Below are 17,365 nucleotides of genomic sequence, written 5' to 3'. Positions count from 1 at the left end.
GGTTACTCGCCGATATCTCTCAGAAGGCCACAGCTGCTGAAGTCGCGATTGACGGCCTCGTGGTCGAGCTTCATGAGCGCCTGGTCGCGGTAGTTGCCGGTCGCGAGGTACCCCTGCGACTGACCACGGCCGGCAGTCTCGACGTACGGCTCCTGGAACTGCTCGATCGCGAGCCGCGGCTGCCCGCGGATCGTGTCCGTCGGGACGAGGAAGATCGACGAGATGTCGCCGTGCTTGATCGCGTGCTGGTTGCCGATGATCGGGATCCCGTCGTAGTCGCGGAACCGGGCCGTCCCCGAGAGCCCGCGAATCGTCTCGGCGTCGCCGACCTCCTCACGCCGGTAGTCCGCCATCGCGGCGTTGTTCCGGACGTTGTTCCGATCAGCCGCAAGCTCCGACAGCACACCCGCGGTGTCGTGGCCCGTGAGGATCGCCGTGTCGTTGTAGACGTCGACGTCGGCGAACTCGTTCATCGAGTTCAGGAAGCCCGAGAACAGGTCGTTGTTCAGCTGGCGGACGCTTGCCGCGTCGAAGTCGACGTAGGAGTCTGCCCAGTCGTCATTCGACCGGTCGACGTTCCCGTAGTCGAGGTCACCGTCGTTGTAGGCAGCCCCGTTGGGGTCCTGCGCCTGCGCCTCCTCGTCGCTGGAGGCGATGACGCGGTCGAGGCTGGTGAGCTGGTCGGTGGCGCCGTACTGGGCGTCGCCGGACATGACGGCCTTTGCGAGGCCGTCGCGGTCGATCGCGAGGTCCAGCTGCTCCTGCTGGGTCTGCCAGAACTCCTCGAACCCGACCGCGTCTTCGATGGCCGCGTAGATCTCCTGCAGGTCCGACACCTCGATGACGGTGTCCGACCGCTTGGGATCGAACTCGACCTCCTCGACGCCCATCGTCTGGCCGTCCGGAACCGACCCACCCTCAGTGTGGGTCTGGAGGTCGACCGGATTCGTGGCCGCGCGGTAGGCCTTTGCGGTGACTGGCCCCTCGAGCGAGGCGTTGAAGCGGTCGACTTGCGAGAGCGCGTTGAACCACTCGTGTTCCTGGTTGTACTGCGCGTACAGCGTCGCCGTGAAGATAGCGTTGACGTGGGCCTCGGTCGAGGTGTCGTACTGCGCCCGCTGGAGCAGGCCATCGTCCCAGTCGAGCGGGACGTCGCCGACGATGTTGCTCTCGAGGAACCGGCCGGGGCTGTTCCCGCCGGCGTAGTTCATGAACGGGTGCCCTTCAGCGCTCACGCGTCATCACCCCCGGTGACCGCGCCGGCTTCACCGACGGTCTGAGAGTCGTCGCCCGGCGCCGTGACGACCGTGTCGTCGGTCGTCGCGAAGTTGCCCTTCTGGTCGACGGTGTCGACGAGCTGATCGGCGAGGTCCTCGTCGCTCGACAGCTTCTGAGCGACCGCGCCGGCCATCTCCGAGATGACCCCGTCGGCCGTGACGGCATCCGCGATGCGCTCGTCGATGTTGTCGAGTTTCTGGTCGACCTTCTCCTCGAGCATCTGGTCGACGTCGTCGCCGTACGGGTCGTCGTCCGGGTTGTTGCCCGCGGTGTCGACATCGCCGTTCTCGGGCGTGTCGCCGGTGTCGCCGTGTCCCTCGACGGTGACGCCGGGGACGTTCTCGGAGACCCACTCGGCGGCGGCCTCCTGCGTGTCCTTGCCGACCGACTCGGCGTAGTTCTCGACGGTGTCTCGGGCGTCCGAGCCGCCGATCTCCTCGACGAGGTCGATCGGATCCATCTGGTCGTCGTCGTTCTCCTGCTTCTGGTCAACGCCCGGGTCGTCCGGGGTCGTAGTCTCGGTGTTGTTTTCCATGTCTGCTGTGTCCGTGTTGGTCTCTGCGCGCTGGTCGATCTCGGCGCCGCCCAGCTGCTCGTCGGCTGCAAGTGCGTCGAACTCGTCGACGAACAGCATGGGATCCATGCGGTCGGCCGCCTCGGCGGCAGCCGACAGCAGGTTCATGACGGCCGGCTCAGAGAACGAGGTGCGGTCAGCGATCATGCTGGCCGCCGTCCGCATCTCCTTCTGGTCGACGTCGTCGCCGTCGATGGCGGCGAGCTTCTGGTCGACCGACTCGTCGAGCGTTCGCATCTTCGATACAACTTCGTCTGGGTCGACGTCGTCGCCCGCCTTCTGGTCGACCGTCTGGAGGATCTCGAACGGCGAGGGGTCCTCCGGAAGGTCACCCAGGACCGTACGGGCTTTGCCGTCGACGGTCGGGGTTCTCCCGAATATGCTCATGTGTCCTGTCAGAATCGCTGACCCGTTTCCAGATGGCGGCGGTCGGCCGCTGTCCCACACCACGCCGGCGCAGGACGTCTTTCTGCAGTCAGTGGTCAGCCAGTGCTAGAGGCGGTCCTCGATCCGGCCGGCGAGGCTGTTCCGGCGCCGGAGTCGACGCCGAACCGCCGCCTCGAGAACGCCGCCGTGCTTGAAGTCGACGACGTCGAAGTCGGCCGCCGGGTTCATCACCTGGCTCTCGTGGCCGAGCGTGACGGCGTGGAGGTCACAGTCGACAGTCACCCGCGTGCCGTCGTTGCGCCGGTGCTCCTGGTTGGAGTAGACGGTGACCGAGTAGCCACCGTAGTCGCCGCTGAGACAGCGGAGCCGCGCCATCTTGGACTTCGTCGTCTCGTTGCCGAGGTTCGCGACGAGTGTGAACTCCTCGTCGTCGACGGTCGTCTCGTAGTGGACGCCCTCGTCGGTGGTCCACTCCCAGACCGGGACGCCCACGGGGACGTCGTCGTGTCTCGTCGAGATGATCCCCGGCTCGCGGGTGCTCTCGAGATAGCGGTCGAGGCTGTCGGCGACCGCGTCCATCTGGATCTGCTGGCCGCTCCGGTCGACGATCTCGACGCTCGCGGGCCCCTCGATGATGAAGTTCTCCGCCTCGAAGACGGCGTGTTCCCACTCGTCGGGGACATCTTCTCGGGAGATGCGCCGGTCGTGGATCGGCCCGTCGGCGTCGACGGACTCGCCGATCGCCGCCTTTCGGTCGACGTCTCCGTCGACGAGGTGGTTGAGTACGCGGATGCTCATGGTCAGTAGGCGATCGTCGTGCCGGTCGTGGTGTCGTCGGCGCCGACCCACTGGTTGTTCGCCGGATCCGACGTGTATGTGCCCGCCGCCGGCGTGCCGGTCCCGTCGTGAGCGGCCTGGACGCCGGCCTCGCCCGGCGCCGGCGCGTCATCGGCGGTCAGGTCTTGGGGTGTCGCCCGAAGCACCGTGGCCTCGAAGCCGAGTTCCGCAGTGGCGAGGGCCCACGCGTCTCCCGTTCCGACGTAGATGTCGTACGGGCGAGTGCCGGCCGTGACCTCCGCAACGCGGCCCTCGGTCGGTGAGTGTCGCGGGAGGTCGTCGGTGTTCGCTACCTGCTCGACGTCGTCGGCGACGGCACGGATGAGCGTGGCCAGTGGCAGCGCGCTGTTCTCGATGGGGGCAAGTGTCGTGTCAGTCATGTCTGGGAGTCAGAGGGGTCGGAAGCAGGTTGGTCGGGAGCAGGGGTGTTCGTCTCGCCGGTGTCGTCAGGTGGGTTCGCGGCGCCGGCGTCGCCGCCACCGTCGGGCTCGCCCTCCTCGGGAGGTGGTTCGTCCGCCGGCGTCGTAGTCTCGGGATCCATCGGCGTGATCTCCTGGTCGGGGATCTGCAGCTGGCCATCCTCGACAGCCACCGCGGTGCCGGTCTGCTGAGCCTTCTCGATCCCCTGGAGAACTTCGAGGGGCGACAACGACTCTCCCTCACTCTCGGGGGCGACGTACGCGAGTTCCCAGTCGCAGTGACCTTCGACGCGCTCGATGAGCTGACACAGCGTGTCGAGCGCCTTGTCCTGGGTGTCCTGGTGAGCGCTCGCGACGGCGCCGTTCGTGATCTCGACCTGCGTCCCCTCGGCGTTGAGTCCACCAGCGTCCGAGAGTTCATTCTCGAAGGCGTCGGAGACCCCGAACATCGCCCGAATCTGCGACATAAGTCGCTCGACCATCGGCTCGCGGCCGTTGATCCCGGCCGACGTCGACAGGTCGAGGATGTCGATCTCCACGTCGTCGGGGTTGCCCTCGTACATGAGTCGGCCCTCCTCCCACGGGTTCTTTTGCTCCTCTTCGGACAGCGAGGCCCGCAGGCTCTCCCGGACGTTCTTCCCATAGGCGACGAGGAACTTGTCGGGGAGCTGCTGGTCGTTCTGTGGGTTGAGGTACTGCAACTCGTAGTTGCGCGACCACTGCAGGATGGCCTGGAGCTTGATCAGCGGGAGGATCGGTGACCGGCCGTCAAGGCCGTTCAGGATGGGGAAGTGCCGCGCCCAGTCGATGACCTCGTGTTTGAGGAAGAGGCGCTTGACGTCGTTGCTCCGGTGTTTGACCTCCGCGTAGCCGACCTCTTCGAGGCGAGCGTGACACTCGGGACAGACTTCGACCGGGTGATCGGCGCCGTCTTCGAACGTGAGCGCGTCGTGTTCCCAGTACTCCTCGCGGTGGGCGGGACAGGTCCACCACCCACCGTGACGGTTCTGTTCGTCGAGAACCGGGCGGACGCGGCTCGGATCCGCGTGGACGAGCTCGTCGATCGCCGTCGCCTCCCACCGGCCGGCTGACTCGACCGTGCGCCCCGCGACCTGCGTCTCGCTCTCCACGTGTTGGTACTGCAGGCGGGCGAGGATCGTCGAGACGCCGTTGAAGGACTGGTAGTTCTCTTCGTACTTCATCAGCGACGCCAGCGACTGCCCGTCGTCGTTGACCGAGGCGAAGAGCTCGGCGAGCCGCTCCTTCTGGGCCCGAGACGGCGTCTCGAAGTCGGCCTCGCCGCAGACCTCACAGACGTCGCGCTCCTCATCGTACGAGGTCCCGCAGTTGGTACAGCGGGCGGCGAACGCCGGCGTGAGCACTGGGAACTGGTTCCGGTACATCTCGTCGCGGAACCGTTTGACCGTCGTCGCGAGCTCTGTCGAGTTGAGCGTGAACGACTGCAGGTCGAGCTTGCTCCAGACACCGCCGCGGTCCGAGATGCGGGGGATCGGCCCGACGTCGTCGACGTGGCTGTTCGACCGACCGCCCGAGGCTTGTGGTGTCGACGATATCTGCCCTCCGAGCATCTGCTCGACATCGCCGTCGGGCCAGTCGATTGCGACCAGCTCGCCGCCGTCGTCCTCGCCGAGCGTCGTCGTGCGTGGTTCGTCGTCAGTCATCGTGATCAGTGTTGGAGAACATCGTGTTACCAGTCGAGGTGGTCGAAGTCGTCGCTCGACACGTGGTCGACGGAGCCGTTGGGGCCACGCGACGCGATCTCGAGAGCGTCAAATCTGTCGTCGTGAGCCGCATCCGGGAACGGCAGCCACTCCTCACGGATGAACGACTCCCAGCGCTCGTTCTCCGTGCTCGCCACCTTCACTTTCCCCTGCTGGAAGCGGTTCGCGAGCCGGTGAAGGCGCTGCTCCTTCTCGCCCTCGGAAGCAGTGGGCGTCACCCGGACGTCGACGTTGTCCTCGATCGTCTCGGCGATCTCCTTGCCGTCGAAGTTGCTTTCGACGAGCAGCTCGCCGACCGGGTAGTCCGAGAGATGGACGCCGACGAACTCGGTCGCCGCCTCCTCCCACATGTACCCACGGTCACGCCAGGTGTCGACGGCGTACTCCTGGTCGTTCTCGCGGTCGAACGCGTACACCGCGAGCGCCCAGTAGTCTGTCTCCCCGCGCTGCTCGGCGGCGAGGTTGTTCGGGTTCGCGAAGTCAAGCCCCGCGTACCACTCCAGCGACGACCAGTCCTCGCGCGGGATCGGGTCGACGAAGCGCAGCCAGTCGAGGTCGAGGACGCGCCCGATGGCTGCCTCGGGGTTCTGCTGGTTCTCCGCCCGCCACAGACCCGCGCTGCCGTCCTTCGAGACGACCTTCGTCAGCAGCGTCTCGGGCGCCTCGAACGCGGGCCACAGCGTCCGGAACTCGGTGTCCGGCCCGGCGCGGATCCCGTCGTCGATGATCTCGACGTCCGCCGGCACGTCCCGGATGGAGTCGTAGACCTCGCCGTTCGTGGCGTGGACCTGGTACGTCTCGTTCTCGATGACGTGCCAGTCCGGGGTCGCCCGCCAGATGCGTGCCGCCCATCCTGGCCGAGAGACACCGCGGGCGATGCAGTCGTCCCACTCCGGGTTGTTTGTCGACAGGACGTGCTCGCGGTACACGTCCTCGGGCGTCTTGCGCGTCCCAATGACGATGTTCAGCGACTTGTGCGGCAGGCAGGTCGCCCCGGCCTTCGCCGAGACGTTGTCGTAGAACTCCTCGAAGTTCTCCGAGATGGTACCCCGCAACGCCGTCGTCTGGTTGGTGAGCGTCGCGATGTCGTCGTAGATGATGACGTCGTAGTGCGACCCCGTGTCCGACGTCCGGATGGAGAGCGGCTCGAGCGTCGGCTCGATGTTGTGCGTGCCCGCCTCCAGCTGGAGCGTCGTCTTCGAGGAGTCGTACACTGAGACGCCGTACCGCTCGCACGCCTCTTCGATCGACGCGACCGCCGTCTTCGCCCGCTTGTCGGCGTGCTTCTTCTTGTGCGAGACGATGGCCATCCGGATCTCCGGGAAGTTGACCGCGAGCCACGCCGGCGCGACGTTGATGGTCGACACCGTCTTCGCGTAGTTCCGCGGCCCCAGCAGCGCGAGGTTCTTCGGCGTGTGTTCCTTGTACACCGCCTCCCAGATGTGCTGGTACCAGTCCCGCAGGTGCTGAGGTGGCGCGAGGATCCCGTCCGTCCCGAGGTGCCGGATCGAGAAGGGCAGCGGGTGGGCCGTCGGTCGCTCCTCGACCAGCTTGGCGATCGACGTCGACGGCGCCGTCGACGTGGTCGCCCCGGTGTCTGTCGACATGGGTCACCGCACCTCCCGTATCTCGTGGCGGCACCAGTCGTGGACGACGTGCGCGCTCGCCGGTGGGTCGTCGACGAACCGCTGCTTCGCCTCCTGCATCAGTTCGACGACGTCGTGATACGGCAGGCCCTCGTCGGGAATCTGGTCGCGGATCCACTGACACGCCGGGTGGTCAGCTTCGGGCCCCGACCACCGGAAGCGCCGGCCGGCGAGCCGCTCCTGCCGATAGCCGCGCATCCGTGCCTGGAGGACAAGTTGGTTCAGGTGTTGGCGAGCAGTCTTGAACGCCCAGCCCGGGTTGATGTCGAACCGGGTCGCCATCGCCTCCGAGATGGAGTAGATGTCCCACGGCTCGGCGTCGAGCTCGTCGATCCAAAACTCGCGATAGTCGCTCTGCCGGATCGCCTCCTGGTCGTCCGGCGTCGCCGGCGGCTCGAGCGCGAACTCGCGCTGGGCGACGTCGACGATGTTGTCCCGGACGAAGTCTGGCATGTTCTGCGAGCGGGCGAAGTCCGGCTGCTTGTTCTCGTACCGGCCGAATCGGCCCTTGTGATCGACGTGGTCGGGGAGATCGGCGTGGTCGGCGTCGTGGAGGCGAGCCGCGACGTGGAGAGCGAGTGGCGTCATGCCTTCAGGTCCTCCTCGAGGTCGTCGATCATCTCGCGAGTGTCCTCGTCGAGACCGTGGCTGTGGTCGTGGTCGACCTGCCCGTCGACGTTGACGTCGAGTTCGTCGGCGCCGAGCAGTCCCATCTCCTTCAGCCACTTCCGATCCTCCTTCCGGAGGCGCTGTTGCGTCTTCACGACGACCGACTCCTTGTAGCGGACTTCCTCTCGGAACTCACTCTGGGAGGCCTTCACCCGCGTCTCCCGATCGACGAGCGCGTTCCCGGAGTGGAGATCGTCGGGACGGTCGACCGCCCAGTTGTCCGCGTGGATGATCTTGATGTGGTTGACCGCGATCTCCGAGAGCCGCGCCTTCTCGCCGACGATCGGCTCGGCGTTGATCTCGCGGAACTTCTCGACATAGCTCCGGTAGATGTCGTCGCAGAGCTCACGGAGCGCGTCGTCGATGACCTCCGAGTAGAAGCGGTTGCTCTCGACGTACAACGCGTGAGTGACCGCGTTCGTGTTGTCGTCGGGAGCTGCCCCGCCGTCGTTGCCCACGGCGTTGTCGTTCTCCTCGGGAGCTGCCCCGCCGCTGTTGCCCTCGGCGTTGGTGTTCCCATCCGGCGCACCAGAGCCTTCAGAGCCACCGTGGGAGTGGCACTTCCCGTGACTCCCCTTCGCCGGCTGGGTACAGCGCTCGCCGGTCGAGCTCGCCGGATCGACGATGCACTGTCCCCACTCGCCGTAGTCCCGCTCACCGGTGATCGCGGTGGCTTCGGGGTGGGCGTTTTCGTGGAAGTTTTCTCTGTGCGCCATGAGGTTGAGTTTGAGTTTGTTTTACAGACAGGTCGATATCGGCCCAGTGAGGTGCGCTCGCGTGTTATTCCGCATCGGCGTTGTTGTTTCAGAACGCGAGGTCCAGCGTCTCGAGCGCCCGCTCGGTTCGGTTTGAGGGTGTGTACCCGGTGATGAAGGCTCGGTGTCGGGCTTGGTCCCACGGAACATCGGCGCCGTCGTCGGGCGTCGGGAGTGAGAGGTCGATGACGGAGTCGTCCTTACGGAGGAACCAGTGCGCGCCCTCGTAGGCTGGGTCGACGTCGCTCCAGTCGAGGCGGTAGACGTCGTAGGTCTCGCGATCGCCAGTGGCGTGGAAGTACGCCTCCGCGAGGAGGTAGCACGCGCCTTCAACGGGATCGACGTCGTCGTAGTCGTACTCGTCCTTGCGGACGCCCGGGTTTTCCCGAACGTACTCGCGAAGTCGGGCTGCGGTGTCGTCCGGTTCGACGAGGACGTCGGTCATAGAGAGCTGGAATCCTCGTCGAAGTCACCATGGAACGCAACTTGGGCCTCGATATCTGGTCGTTCGCGATCGTCGACCTCATCGAGGAACCGCACGGAAGTTCGACCACCGTGGCCGTGGATCTCTTCGGTCGCCGCGAGTCCGTCGGGAGCAGGCTTGAACGCACAGCCGTTCGAGTCTGTCTCGAGGCCGTCGTTCTCCGCGTTGCACCACTGCATGTGAACGGCGCCATCAGGGTACTCGACGCCGACGGCAACGACACCAGTCCCGGAGGTCTCGGAGACATCCTCCTCACGGACGAGTTCGAACCGCCGTGGGGTCGTCGAGGTCGTCATCCGCGCAGCTCCTCGCGAGCAGCAACCTGTGCGTCGACGTAGATGTCGACGTCGAGGAGCCGGAGCTTCGCTCGGATGAGCTCGGTCGGCTCGTCAGCGTCGACGCCGTCGAAGTACGTCGCAACCTTTGCGGCGAGGTCAGGATCACTCGCGACGGAGAGTATGTCCCACGACAGCGTCTCCATCTCTTCGAGGTCCATGTCGATATCGTCGGGCGTCGGCGCCTCGGCGATGAGCTCCTGGTAGTTCTCGGCAGCCTCGGAGTGTTCGCGATCCTGGTACTCCGCTTCGGTTTCCGGGGCAGGCTCGTCGTCCGGGAGCTCGGCGCAGATGACCTCGCGGTACTTGTCGTTCGGTCCGATCATGACGATCTCTGTGTAAGGCATCAGTTGAGGTTCTGAGGTTGCGGTTCGATGCTCCCCAGCGCGACACGGCCCGCGCACTGAGGCGATCATCAGGGTGTCGAACAGATCAGGCAGTCAGGGTCGTCGCACGTCTCGCGGTGGCTCGGGACCTCGTCGGCGACGTCCTGGATGCAGTCCATGCACTTGTCGCGGAAGTGGCCAGACGCGTTCTTCGCCTCGACCGGGTCGCCACACTCCTCGCACGTCGCCATCAGTCCTCGCCGTCAGCGTCTGTCTGGACCTCGCTGTACGCTTGGAGAAGCGCGGCGTAGTCGAGCAGCTCGACGCCGTTGTAGGCGCCGAGGATTGTGAGTCCGAAGCCACCCAGGAACGTTGGATCCCCGCCGCGGGAGATCGCGTAGAGGCCGATGGCGATCACGCCGAGGTTGACGATGATCGCGCGGAGGATCTTCAGCGCCCTCAGCATCGGCAGTGACTCACCATCCTCTCTGAGCGTGCTCTTGTACTCGTCGACGAGGTCGTCCCGGCAGTACCACGGCCGAGGGCGTTGGACGGACATCATGTGACATCAGCGTAGGGCTGGCAGTCACACGGTCTCGCCGAGGCGTGGCTGGCGCCACACTCCGGGCACTGGCCGGTCGTCGAACGATGGGTCGGGCTGGGCATCTGGAGAGGAAACGGAGGGATTAGCGTGCGATACGACTCGAACGGCGACGCCGGGGATCGAACCCGGGACGGGGGAGCTCCGTAGAGGGCTTTGGTTTCGCCACTCCCAATAGGGGCGTCCGTCACCTGGCCACAGGCGTCGCAAGGCGGCCGGTCTTGGTTGGGTTTGGAACGTCGTGTCGAGACGGTCCGAAGAAGCATGATACGCGACGTAGACAACACGTTGAGGTACCGAACGCCGGTTATGGCTGCCGGCCGCTCATTCGGCTCAACATCCCCGCAGGGTGACCTGGCCTTCCGGAGAAGGCACGCCCCACGGGACATGGATCGACCCGGACTCGAACCGGGACCTCCGCCTCTTCAGGGCGGTGCGCTCCCGTTGCGCTATCGATCCAACCGCTCGACCTTCGACTCCTCGACGCGGTACGTGAGCCCGTCGACGTCGACGACCAGGAGGCCGTCGGGCCCGGAGACGTCGCCGGCGGGCTCGAAGTCGACTGCATCGCCGACGAGGCGCCGGTCGCCGAACGGGAACTCGACGCGCCCGTACTGCGAGAGGCTCATCGCTGTGCCCTCCGGACAGCGAGTTTGGTGGCGCGCTCGTAGATCTCCCGGTCGAGTGCCTCCAGTTCGGGCTTCGCCTTCAGCTTCCGAACGGCCCGGCGGAGTGCTCGGGAGTCGACGGGGATGTCCTGCTCCTCGAGGCGGTCGGCGATCCGACTGGCTCGGCGCGTCGCTTGGACCTTCGAGTCCGTGTCCGGATCGGCGCGACCCCGGCCACCACACTCCTCGCAGAACGTCCGCGGGAGGTACACGCCACCGCCGTTGACGTTGTCGTACCCCTGAACGCCCGAGTCTGCCCGGTCGAGCTCGGTGACGGTGTTCCCCCACTGATCGCGTGTGAACTCGTGTTCGGTACGGATCCGGGCGAAGCACTCGCTGCACACCTCGGGGTTCGTCCAGAGATAGCGCTCGAACACGCGGGCTGGAACGACGTCGCGACGAGGCGCGAACTCATCGAGTGACTGTTGGGTAGTGGTAGACATGCGGGAACAGGCAGGAGAAGCGCAGTGCTGTCGGACTGACCCTGTCATCGCCCTCTCAGGCTCGGGACCATGTGGCGGTGCCGTCGTCGACCATCTGTTGCTTGCCCCTAGGCTTAAGTCGACCCCCGAGCGCCATTTTGTCGCTCACTCGTTGACCTGCCATTCCGACTGTGGCGGATCCGTGTGTCGCGGCGAGCACGAGACCATCCCCTCCTCGTGAAGTTGGCGAAGTGCGCGACGGATCGAACGCTGCGGGCGAACCGTCTCGTAGGCGATCTGTCTGAGTGTTCGGGGATTCCCCTCGTTGCGGAGGTGGAGGTACACGACTGTGGCCGTCGGTGGGAGCTCGGCGAGGTGTTCACGCGTCGGTCGAGGGAGATCGGCGACGTCGGCGGTCTCGCTCATATCCTGACCTCGGGACTTTCGGAAAGGTGGCTCTTGTCGAGACGCTCCGGTAGGTGAGTCCGGCAGTACCACTCGTCCGGATCGAACCGTGGCGACGCGCGAATAAAGTCGTCGCAGCCCTCGACCTTGCACGGGACGCGCCGATACCCCATCAACTCGCGGACGTCGACGTACTCGCGATCAATCTCTCCGTCGTCGGAGTCACTCGGCACGGACCTCACCTCCGTAAGACGTTAGCTCGCAGCGGACTTCATCGTCGCCCCTGCTGACCGAACCACCGTCGAGGGATTCGTGGCCGTGGGAGACGACATAGGCATGATGACCGCAGTTTTCACAGACTCCCTTCGAGTCGACCTGCGCAATTACTCCGTCGCGTTGATCGTCGCTGGCGCGGTCGGCGTCGTTCATCGGTCCACCTCGACGCGGAACGTCTCGGGATCCTCTCCGTATCGCTTCAGCTTGACCCTGTCAGGTGCTAACTCCGGGTTCCGCGACTCGTGAAACTCCTCCTCGTCGCCGAAGTCTCTCGGGCGGATCATCCCGTGCTGCGGCCCGATCGCGCCGCCCGGCTTGTGGTCGATCGTCGCCCTCGGCGTGCGGATCACGACACCCTGATCGTGGTTTCCGTACTCCTCCGGCAGCCACAGCCCCGCGTCGTCGACGTGGAGCGTGTCGCTCATCGGCTTGCCCCCATGACCGCTCCGCGCTGTCGACTCCACGAGACCTCTTCACCGTCCTCGTCGACGAGCACCGCTACGGACTCGCTGTCGAGCTCGGTGGCACGCTCGCGACGCTCCGCTGCAGAGAGCCCGGCCTGAGCTATCCCCTCACCTCGCTTCCGGAGGGTTTCCTCGCGTTCCTCGAGGGCGTCGACGACGCGATCGCGTGGGTCGCGATCCGCATGCGCAGCGAGGTAGCGCTCGACGCCGAGCCAGAACCGACACAGCGCGATCGTCTCCAGCCCGCGGATGCGTGCAAGCATCAGCTCGCCCGTCGTGCCGTCACCGTCGTCGACGGTGAGCTCCTCGACGAGGAATCGCGCCGGGTTCTCGCCGTGTTCGGTAGTGTTCTCCGGCGACGGGTTCGGGAGCGCCCCCGCCTGCTCGTTGTGTTGGCTCGTGGCAGGCATGATTACGCCCTCCCGAGCCACTTGAGCGTGCCATCCATCGGCTCGTACAGCGACCCGATCTCTTCCTTGATCTTCCGGAGCGCCTTCTCCGCGCGCTTCCGGTCGACGCCCTCGGCCTCGGCCTCGTCAAGAACGTCTTCGACAGCGGCACCGTTGCTGTTCCCCTCAGAGCACTGCTGTTCAACGATGTCCTCGAGCACTGTGATGCGGTCACGCTGCGTCTTCGACGTGCCGGACTCGCGGACGTCGGCGTCGAACTCACCGTCCTCGTTCATCCCGAAGTCCCGCATCGAGCGCATCGTCAGCGAGAGTGCCGTTTTGAAGTGCCGCTCTTCGATCGTCTCCGAGAACTCCAGCTTCGCAGCCGCCTCGGCGAGCCGCAGCTGCGCCTCCAGGTCGCGCCACGTCGCGGGGACGGGCGCGTCCTCTCCCATGTGCTTCGTCTTGAAGTCGGAGAACTCGTCGGCGATCCGCTGTTCGAGCTCTTCGCTCGCGATGACGGGCGACGGCTGGTCGCCGGCGAGCGCCAGCCACTTTCGGAGGAGCTCACTCCGGACCGGCGGATCGTACTTGTCGGTCTCACCGGGCTCGATCGTCTCCGGGGCGACGTCGAGGCGCTTCTTGTGTTCGCGACGGCCGACGATGTCCCGAGCGACTTGTTTGACGGTGTTGACCTCGTCGGTCTCGGTGACGGTGAACCCGAGGTCGAATCGCGAGATGAGCGTCGACCCGAGCTCGACCTGCTCGACGACGGGCTCGTAGGGGTCGAACCGGCCGTACTTCGGGTTCGCCGCAGCGATGACGCCGACGCGCGTCTGCAGCGTCGCGTTGATCCCGGCCTTCGAGACGTTGATCTTCCCGTTGGCCATCGGCTCCAGCATCGCCGCCCGCACGTCCGGCGGCATGTCGTCGAGCTCATCGATCCGGACGATCCCGCCGTTCGCCTTCACGAACGCGCCCGCTTTGAGCGTCCACTCGCCGTCGGAGAAGTCGTCGCGAACGGCCGAGGCAGTGATGCCGGCTTCGCGAGCGCCCTTCCCCGAGACACCGACGGACCGCGGGGCGTTGGACTCGGCCTGGTTGATCAGCGCGGACTTCCCCGTCGACGGGTCGCCCACGAGGAGCATGCTGATGGAGCCGCGCTCGACGCTGCCGTCCTTCCCCTCGACCCAATCGCCGCCGACCACGGCCAGGACGATCGCCCGCTTCATGTGGTCGTACTGTTCGCCGAACACGCCCGGCGCGATCGACTCGGCAGCGACGACGAGCGGCTCGCCCAGCTCACCGTCGACGATCCCATCGATCTCCTTCCGCTCGTCGTGCGAGACCTCGACCGTCGTCTGGTCCGACTCCTGAACCTCGATGGCGTGGCCGTTCAGGTACGGCTCGAACGTCGACTTCTTCTCGTTGCCCTTCGTCCGCTGTTCGAGGTGAAGCCGCCCGGTGATGGTGACGCGGTCGCCCGTGGTCACCTCGCCGGCGAGGTCATCCTCGACGAAGATGTCGATCGACTGGCCCTCGCCACCGGCGACCTCCGGCGGCTCCGAGAGGCGGATCTTCTGGGCGTCGATGAACTCGGACTGGTCGAAGTTGACGCGGAACGGCCCCTGCCGCTCACAGCCCTGACACTCGTGGGGCTCCTGGTAGCCGCGATCCGTCTGCGGGATGTACGTCATCGTCCCGCAGCGCTTGCACTCGAACGCGGTCTCGGTGACCTTCGGGTGGACGTCGCTCCCCGCGACGATCTCGCCCTCGACGCCGATGTACGGCTGGTCGTTGTGGACCTTGGTCGGACTGAAGTGACCGGGGTAGTGCGTGTACTCGTCCGGCAGGTTCGCCACGCGCACGTGAGCCCGATCGAGAGACACGTCCGCCGGGAGGTCGAAGTTCCGCAGCGCCTCTTCCAGGTACTCCTGCATCTCGTCCGGCTTCGCGAGGATATCCTCGGCGATCTCGCGGTCGAACTCGTACAGCTCGTCGTAGTCGACGACGAGTGACCGCTGTTCGTTCGGGTAGTGCTGCGCGAGCGTGCCGATCGCGTCACGGTACCGCTCCCGAAGGAAGCGGACCAGCGTCTCGGTTAGCGTCTCGTTCTCCTTTCGTCGGTCGTGGGTGGTTGACATCGAGGTCGTGTTTTCCGCCGGAAAAAACGCCATCGAGGCGTTCTCCGAGACCGCCGACGTCGGCCAAACGTCGGCCAAAACGACGGCCTTCCGGCTAACGGATGTTTGCGTACACTACTGCTGTTGCTGTGATCTACGGGGAGTACAACGGAGGTGGGATACCGCGATCGAACTGAGCCATGTTCAGCGCACCTCCTCGGTCACACCGATTTTTCCGGCGGAAAACACCCGGCTTCGTTTTGCTTCCTGCGCGTCGATCGCGAGGTGGTAGTTGTCTCCCGCCGGGTTACGAGCGGTGAAGCCGTCGATGGTACTCCCGGTCTTCTCGTCTGAAAGCCCGGCCGCTTTCCGGATGAGGCGGTAGCACGTCGAGTCGCCGATGTCGCCGCCGAAGATCTCCCACTTGATGTCGTCGTAGTCGAGCTTCGCGCGGCCGTGGCCCTCTGTGGCTTTCCGGAAGCCATGCTCGCGAACCATACCGACTTTCTCGTCTGCAGAGAGGTCGGCTGGATCGCGATTCTCGTCGAGCTCGGAGACACGAAGCTCGAGCGCAGTCAGGTCGTCTTGGAGCTGGTCGACAGTCTCGTTCGTCTCCTCGAGTTCACCGTGCAGTTCGTTCTCGATCTCCTGGAGGCGTGCGAGCGACCGCTGTGCGATCGCGAGGGCGTCACGCGCGGAGACGTCGTCTTCAGACATCGGCCTCTCCTCCGTCTTCTGCAGCAGCAGCCTCTTGTTCTGAGAGCCGCTGGTCGACTTCGTTGAGCTCTGACCGTAACGCAGCAGTCTCGTCTTCAAGTTCGGAGATGTCTCGCTCCAGGTCGACAGCCTTCGCGAGAGCGCGCTGAGCGACGGCAAGTGCCTCTCTCGCAGTGACATCGTCCTCAGACATCGCCGACCACCTCCTGACCGTCGGCGTGGTCGGCACAGACAACACGCTCACCGTGATTGGGGTGGTCGACGACGACGTCGGCGTCGTCAGAACAACCGAGCGCTCCGCACACCGGCGCCATGGTGACGGACATCAGGCCGACACCCCCGGCTGAGACGGCGTCTGATAAAGCGTATGCTGCTCTATCTTTGGGTCGACGTAACCGCGAGAAGTATCACAATCCCGGTTTAGCCGTGGGATTGTAAACGAATTGGTTGAAGCCGGAGGAGGGATTTGAACCCTCGACCTATTCCTTACGAAGGAATCGCTCTGCCAGCTGAGCTACCCCGGCGCGTGTCTTATCATTCCCGAACGGAAAAATAAGGGTTCCGAAACCGCGGCGCCACGCCCCGCAAGACCGCGCGACGCCGGCCGGTTCCGTATCGGTGATCGTGAACGGGAGTATGTTGGAATTTGTTTCGGAATATCCGCTATAACATTCGTATCAGTATAGTAAATAGCAGATAGATACAAGAATATAAGGAAAAAGCATATATACGTATTTGGTCTTCGATTGACCCGTGACAACACCGATCGTGTGCCGCGATGGCGGGGATCGACTCCCCCGACGGTGTCTGCCCGGTCGAAGCCCGTACCGGGCGTCGCTCGTCTCGCCGAGCGCGACCCCCACCGCGACTCGGCGCGGCAGTCACCCCTCTCAGCGATCAGACACGGCTGGCGTGTGATCTACGTCTCCGACGTGCCAAGCGCGAAATCGCCTCTGGCCCGACTGTCTCGCGGCCGTGAACTCTTGTCATGTAACGGGCCGTAGCCGCCCCGACCCGTACCGTTTCCCGGGTGGGGCGGCAATCACGCTGTTCGGTTATCTCTTCTCCGAACGAGAAGACCGTAATTACCGACCGCGTCACCGCCGATCACCGAAATAGCCGCCTCCCGGCACCTTTCATCGTTGCGAGCCCACTTGCGACGGCGTCGACTGCCCCGATGACCCGGAACTCGGCGGGCGCGACGCCAAGCCGGTGGGACAGCACTCCCGGGCGTGCGTCGGCACCGATCACGACGACTGTGCGCCCGCGTACACGGACCTCAATTGTGAGATCGGTTGCGGTCAAGAACGCGGCCGAACCCCTCACGTCCCCGTCGGGCACCGTCCGTACAGCACGAATCGCGTCGCGAACGCTGTCGACCTCGATGAACAGCCGTTCTCCCGTCGAGTGAACGTCGAGTTCGATGCCGTCGACCGTCAGCGTCAGGTTGTCGGTTCCGATCGAGAGTGGGACTTTCTCCTCAGTCCTGTTCACGGGTGGTGATCCGCATGGTCCCGTCGAGCCGCCAGTGGGCGTGCTCGGCGTCGTCACCAGTCCCGCTCGGAACGTCGACGGTCATGTCCTCGAACTCGTAGATGATCTCCGCGTTCCGCCCGGTCAATCGGTCGTAGAGACCGATGGCGAGGTCTGGCCACGTGGTCGTGTCATCGATACGCTCCTCGGGAGCTTCTGCGTCACTCATGGCTGGTAGAAGGGTCCGGAGCATGATAAAAGTGTTACCTAATATAAACGAATTTCGTAGGGGTGTGGCCCGACTCGACGTCACTCCAACTCTACGCCACCCCGACCCTACCGGCGACCAGTGGCGGGCGTAGGGTGCGAGTAGAC

Annotated in this window: 26 protein-coding genes and 2 tRNA genes; all 28 read right to left on the bottom strand. The window is 65.2% G+C overall.

Translation table 11 applies throughout. The features are described 5' to 3' along the window. Positions 1–2: 2 nt before the first annotated feature. On the bottom strand, positions 3–1,235 hold the full coding sequence (locus tag HLAC_RS03760) for a hypothetical protein (RefSeq protein ID WP_241211138.1): 1,233 nt from the start codon (positions 1,233–1,235) through the stop codon (positions 3–5). Next, positions 1,232–2,239, bottom strand: a complete 1,008-nt coding sequence (locus tag HLAC_RS03755; RefSeq protein WP_012659989.1) for a hypothetical protein — start codon at positions 2,237–2,239, stop codon at positions 1,232–1,234. Before HLAC_RS03755 ends, HLAC_RS03760 begins: the two co-directional genes overlap by 4 nt. Before the next feature lie 105 nt (positions 2,240–2,344). Next, positions 2,345–3,037 carry a hypothetical protein gene (locus HLAC_RS03750; RefSeq protein WP_012659988.1) on the bottom strand — a complete coding sequence of 231 codons (693 nt, stop codon included), beginning with the start codon at positions 3,035–3,037 and terminating at the stop codon, positions 2,345–2,347. Between the two features lie 2 nt (positions 3,038–3,039). Further along, positions 3,040–3,456, bottom strand: coding sequence for a hypothetical protein (locus HLAC_RS03745; protein WP_012659987.1), 417 nt, complete (start codon positions 3,454–3,456; stop codon positions 3,040–3,042). Next, positions 3,453–5,177, bottom strand: a complete 1,725-nt coding sequence (locus HLAC_RS03740) for a hypothetical protein (RefSeq protein WP_012659986.1) — start codon at positions 5,175–5,177, stop codon at positions 3,453–3,455. The genes HLAC_RS03745 and HLAC_RS03740 overlap by 4 nt, the downstream gene beginning before the upstream one ends. 26 nt (positions 5,178–5,203) lie before the next feature. Beyond that, a complete protein-coding gene (locus tag HLAC_RS03735) occupies positions 5,204–6,844 on the bottom strand; it encodes a hypothetical protein (protein ID WP_012659985.1) in 1,641 nt (546 codons plus the stop codon). A gap of 3 nt (positions 6,845–6,847) precedes the next feature. After that, positions 6,848–7,471, bottom strand: a complete 624-nt coding sequence (locus tag HLAC_RS03730; protein ID WP_012659984.1) for a hypothetical protein — start codon at positions 7,469–7,471, stop codon at positions 6,848–6,850. Then, on the bottom strand, positions 7,468–8,268 hold the full coding sequence (locus HLAC_RS03725) for a hypothetical protein (RefSeq protein WP_012659983.1): 801 nt from the start codon (positions 8,266–8,268) through the stop codon (positions 7,468–7,470). The genes HLAC_RS03730 and HLAC_RS03725 overlap by 4 nt, the downstream gene beginning before the upstream one ends. 88 nt (positions 8,269–8,356) lie before the next feature. Further along, complete coding sequence (locus HLAC_RS03720) at positions 8,357–8,752, bottom strand: hypothetical protein (protein ID WP_012659982.1); 396 nt, start codon at positions 8,750–8,752, stop codon at positions 8,357–8,359. Continuing rightward, on the bottom strand, positions 8,749–9,087 hold the full coding sequence (locus HLAC_RS03715; protein ID WP_012659981.1) for a hypothetical protein: 339 nt from the start codon (positions 9,085–9,087) through the stop codon (positions 8,749–8,751). Before HLAC_RS03715 ends, HLAC_RS03720 begins: the two co-directional genes overlap by 4 nt. After that, positions 9,084–9,473, bottom strand: coding sequence for a hypothetical protein (locus tag HLAC_RS03710; RefSeq protein WP_012659980.1), 390 nt, complete (start codon positions 9,471–9,473; stop codon positions 9,084–9,086). The genes HLAC_RS03715 and HLAC_RS03710 overlap by 4 nt, the downstream gene beginning before the upstream one ends. 68 nt (positions 9,474–9,541) lie before the next feature. Further along, complete coding sequence (locus HLAC_RS19195; RefSeq protein WP_012659979.1) at positions 9,542–9,703, bottom strand: hypothetical protein; 162 nt, start codon at positions 9,701–9,703, stop codon at positions 9,542–9,544. Further along, positions 9,703–10,014 (bottom strand): hypothetical protein, encoded by a 312-nt coding sequence (locus HLAC_RS03705; protein ID WP_012659978.1) that lies wholly within the window; start codon positions 10,012–10,014, stop codon positions 9,703–9,705. Before HLAC_RS03705 ends, HLAC_RS19195 begins: the two co-directional genes overlap by 1 nt. 427 nt (positions 10,015–10,441) lie before the next feature. Continuing rightward, a tRNA-Phe gene (locus tag HLAC_RS03700) sits at positions 10,442–10,512 on the bottom strand. After that, positions 10,503–10,682: a hypothetical protein gene (locus HLAC_RS17680; RefSeq protein WP_012659977.1), complete on the bottom strand. Its 180-nt coding sequence runs from the start codon at positions 10,680–10,682 to the stop codon at positions 10,503–10,505. Before HLAC_RS17680 ends, HLAC_RS03700 begins: the two co-directional genes overlap by 10 nt. Then, entirely contained in the window at positions 10,679–11,164 is a 486-nt protein-coding gene (locus tag HLAC_RS03695) for a hypothetical protein (protein ID WP_012659976.1), read from the bottom strand. The genes HLAC_RS17680 and HLAC_RS03695 overlap by 4 nt, the downstream gene beginning before the upstream one ends. A 144-nt stretch (positions 11,165–11,308) precedes the next feature. Continuing rightward, on the bottom strand, positions 11,309–11,569 hold the full coding sequence (locus HLAC_RS03690; RefSeq protein WP_012659975.1) for a MarR family transcriptional regulator: 261 nt from the start codon (positions 11,567–11,569) through the stop codon (positions 11,309–11,311). Continuing rightward, positions 11,566–11,781, bottom strand: a complete 216-nt coding sequence (locus tag HLAC_RS03685) for a hypothetical protein (RefSeq protein WP_012659974.1) — start codon at positions 11,779–11,781, stop codon at positions 11,566–11,568. The genes HLAC_RS03690 and HLAC_RS03685 overlap by 4 nt, the downstream gene beginning before the upstream one ends. Continuing rightward, positions 11,771–11,977 (bottom strand): hypothetical protein, encoded by a 207-nt coding sequence (locus tag HLAC_RS03680; RefSeq protein WP_012659973.1) that lies wholly within the window; start codon positions 11,975–11,977, stop codon positions 11,771–11,773. The genes HLAC_RS03685 and HLAC_RS03680 overlap by 11 nt, the downstream gene beginning before the upstream one ends. Beyond that, positions 11,974–12,249, bottom strand: coding sequence for a hypothetical protein (locus HLAC_RS03675; protein WP_012659972.1), 276 nt, complete (start codon positions 12,247–12,249; stop codon positions 11,974–11,976). The genes HLAC_RS03680 and HLAC_RS03675 overlap by 4 nt, the downstream gene beginning before the upstream one ends. Further along, a complete protein-coding gene (locus HLAC_RS03670) occupies positions 12,246–12,698 on the bottom strand; it encodes a hypothetical protein (protein ID WP_012659971.1) in 453 nt (150 codons plus the stop codon). Before HLAC_RS03670 ends, HLAC_RS03675 begins: the two co-directional genes overlap by 4 nt. A gap of 2 nt (positions 12,699–12,700) precedes the next feature. Beyond that, positions 12,701–14,821: a minichromosome maintenance protein MCM gene (locus tag HLAC_RS03665; protein ID WP_241211137.1), complete on the bottom strand. Its 2,121-nt coding sequence runs from the start codon at positions 14,819–14,821 to the stop codon at positions 12,701–12,703. Positions 14,822–15,004: 183 nt separating this feature from the next. Then, complete coding sequence (locus tag HLAC_RS03660) at positions 15,005–15,517, bottom strand: hypothetical protein (protein ID WP_012659969.1); 513 nt, start codon at positions 15,515–15,517, stop codon at positions 15,005–15,007. Continuing rightward, positions 15,510–15,710, bottom strand: coding sequence for a hypothetical protein (locus HLAC_RS03655; protein ID WP_049933212.1), 201 nt, complete (start codon positions 15,708–15,710; stop codon positions 15,510–15,512). The genes HLAC_RS03660 and HLAC_RS03655 overlap by 8 nt, the downstream gene beginning before the upstream one ends. Further along, positions 15,703–15,843, bottom strand: a complete 141-nt coding sequence (locus tag HLAC_RS18695; RefSeq protein ID WP_012659968.1) for a hypothetical protein — start codon at positions 15,841–15,843, stop codon at positions 15,703–15,705. The genes HLAC_RS03655 and HLAC_RS18695 overlap by 8 nt, the downstream gene beginning before the upstream one ends. 125 nt (positions 15,844–15,968) lie before the next feature. After that, positions 15,969–16,041 (bottom strand) — tRNA-Thr (locus HLAC_RS03650). Between the two features lie 583 nt (positions 16,042–16,624). Then, positions 16,625–17,011, bottom strand: a complete 387-nt coding sequence (locus HLAC_RS03645; protein WP_012659967.1) for a hypothetical protein — start codon at positions 17,009–17,011, stop codon at positions 16,625–16,627. Continuing rightward, positions 16,998–17,219 carry a hypothetical protein gene (locus tag HLAC_RS03640; protein WP_049933210.1) on the bottom strand — a complete coding sequence of 74 codons (222 nt, stop codon included), beginning with the start codon at positions 17,217–17,219 and terminating at the stop codon, positions 16,998–17,000. Before HLAC_RS03640 ends, HLAC_RS03645 begins: the two co-directional genes overlap by 14 nt. Positions 17,220–17,365 lie beyond the last annotated feature (146 nt).

Source organism: Halorubrum lacusprofundi ATCC 49239, from assembly GCF_000022205.1.
GTDB classification, from domain to species: domain Archaea; phylum Halobacteriota; class Halobacteria; order Halobacteriales; family Haloferacaceae; genus Halorubrum; species Halorubrum lacusprofundi.
This window is presented reverse-complemented; position numbering and strand designations above follow the sequence as displayed.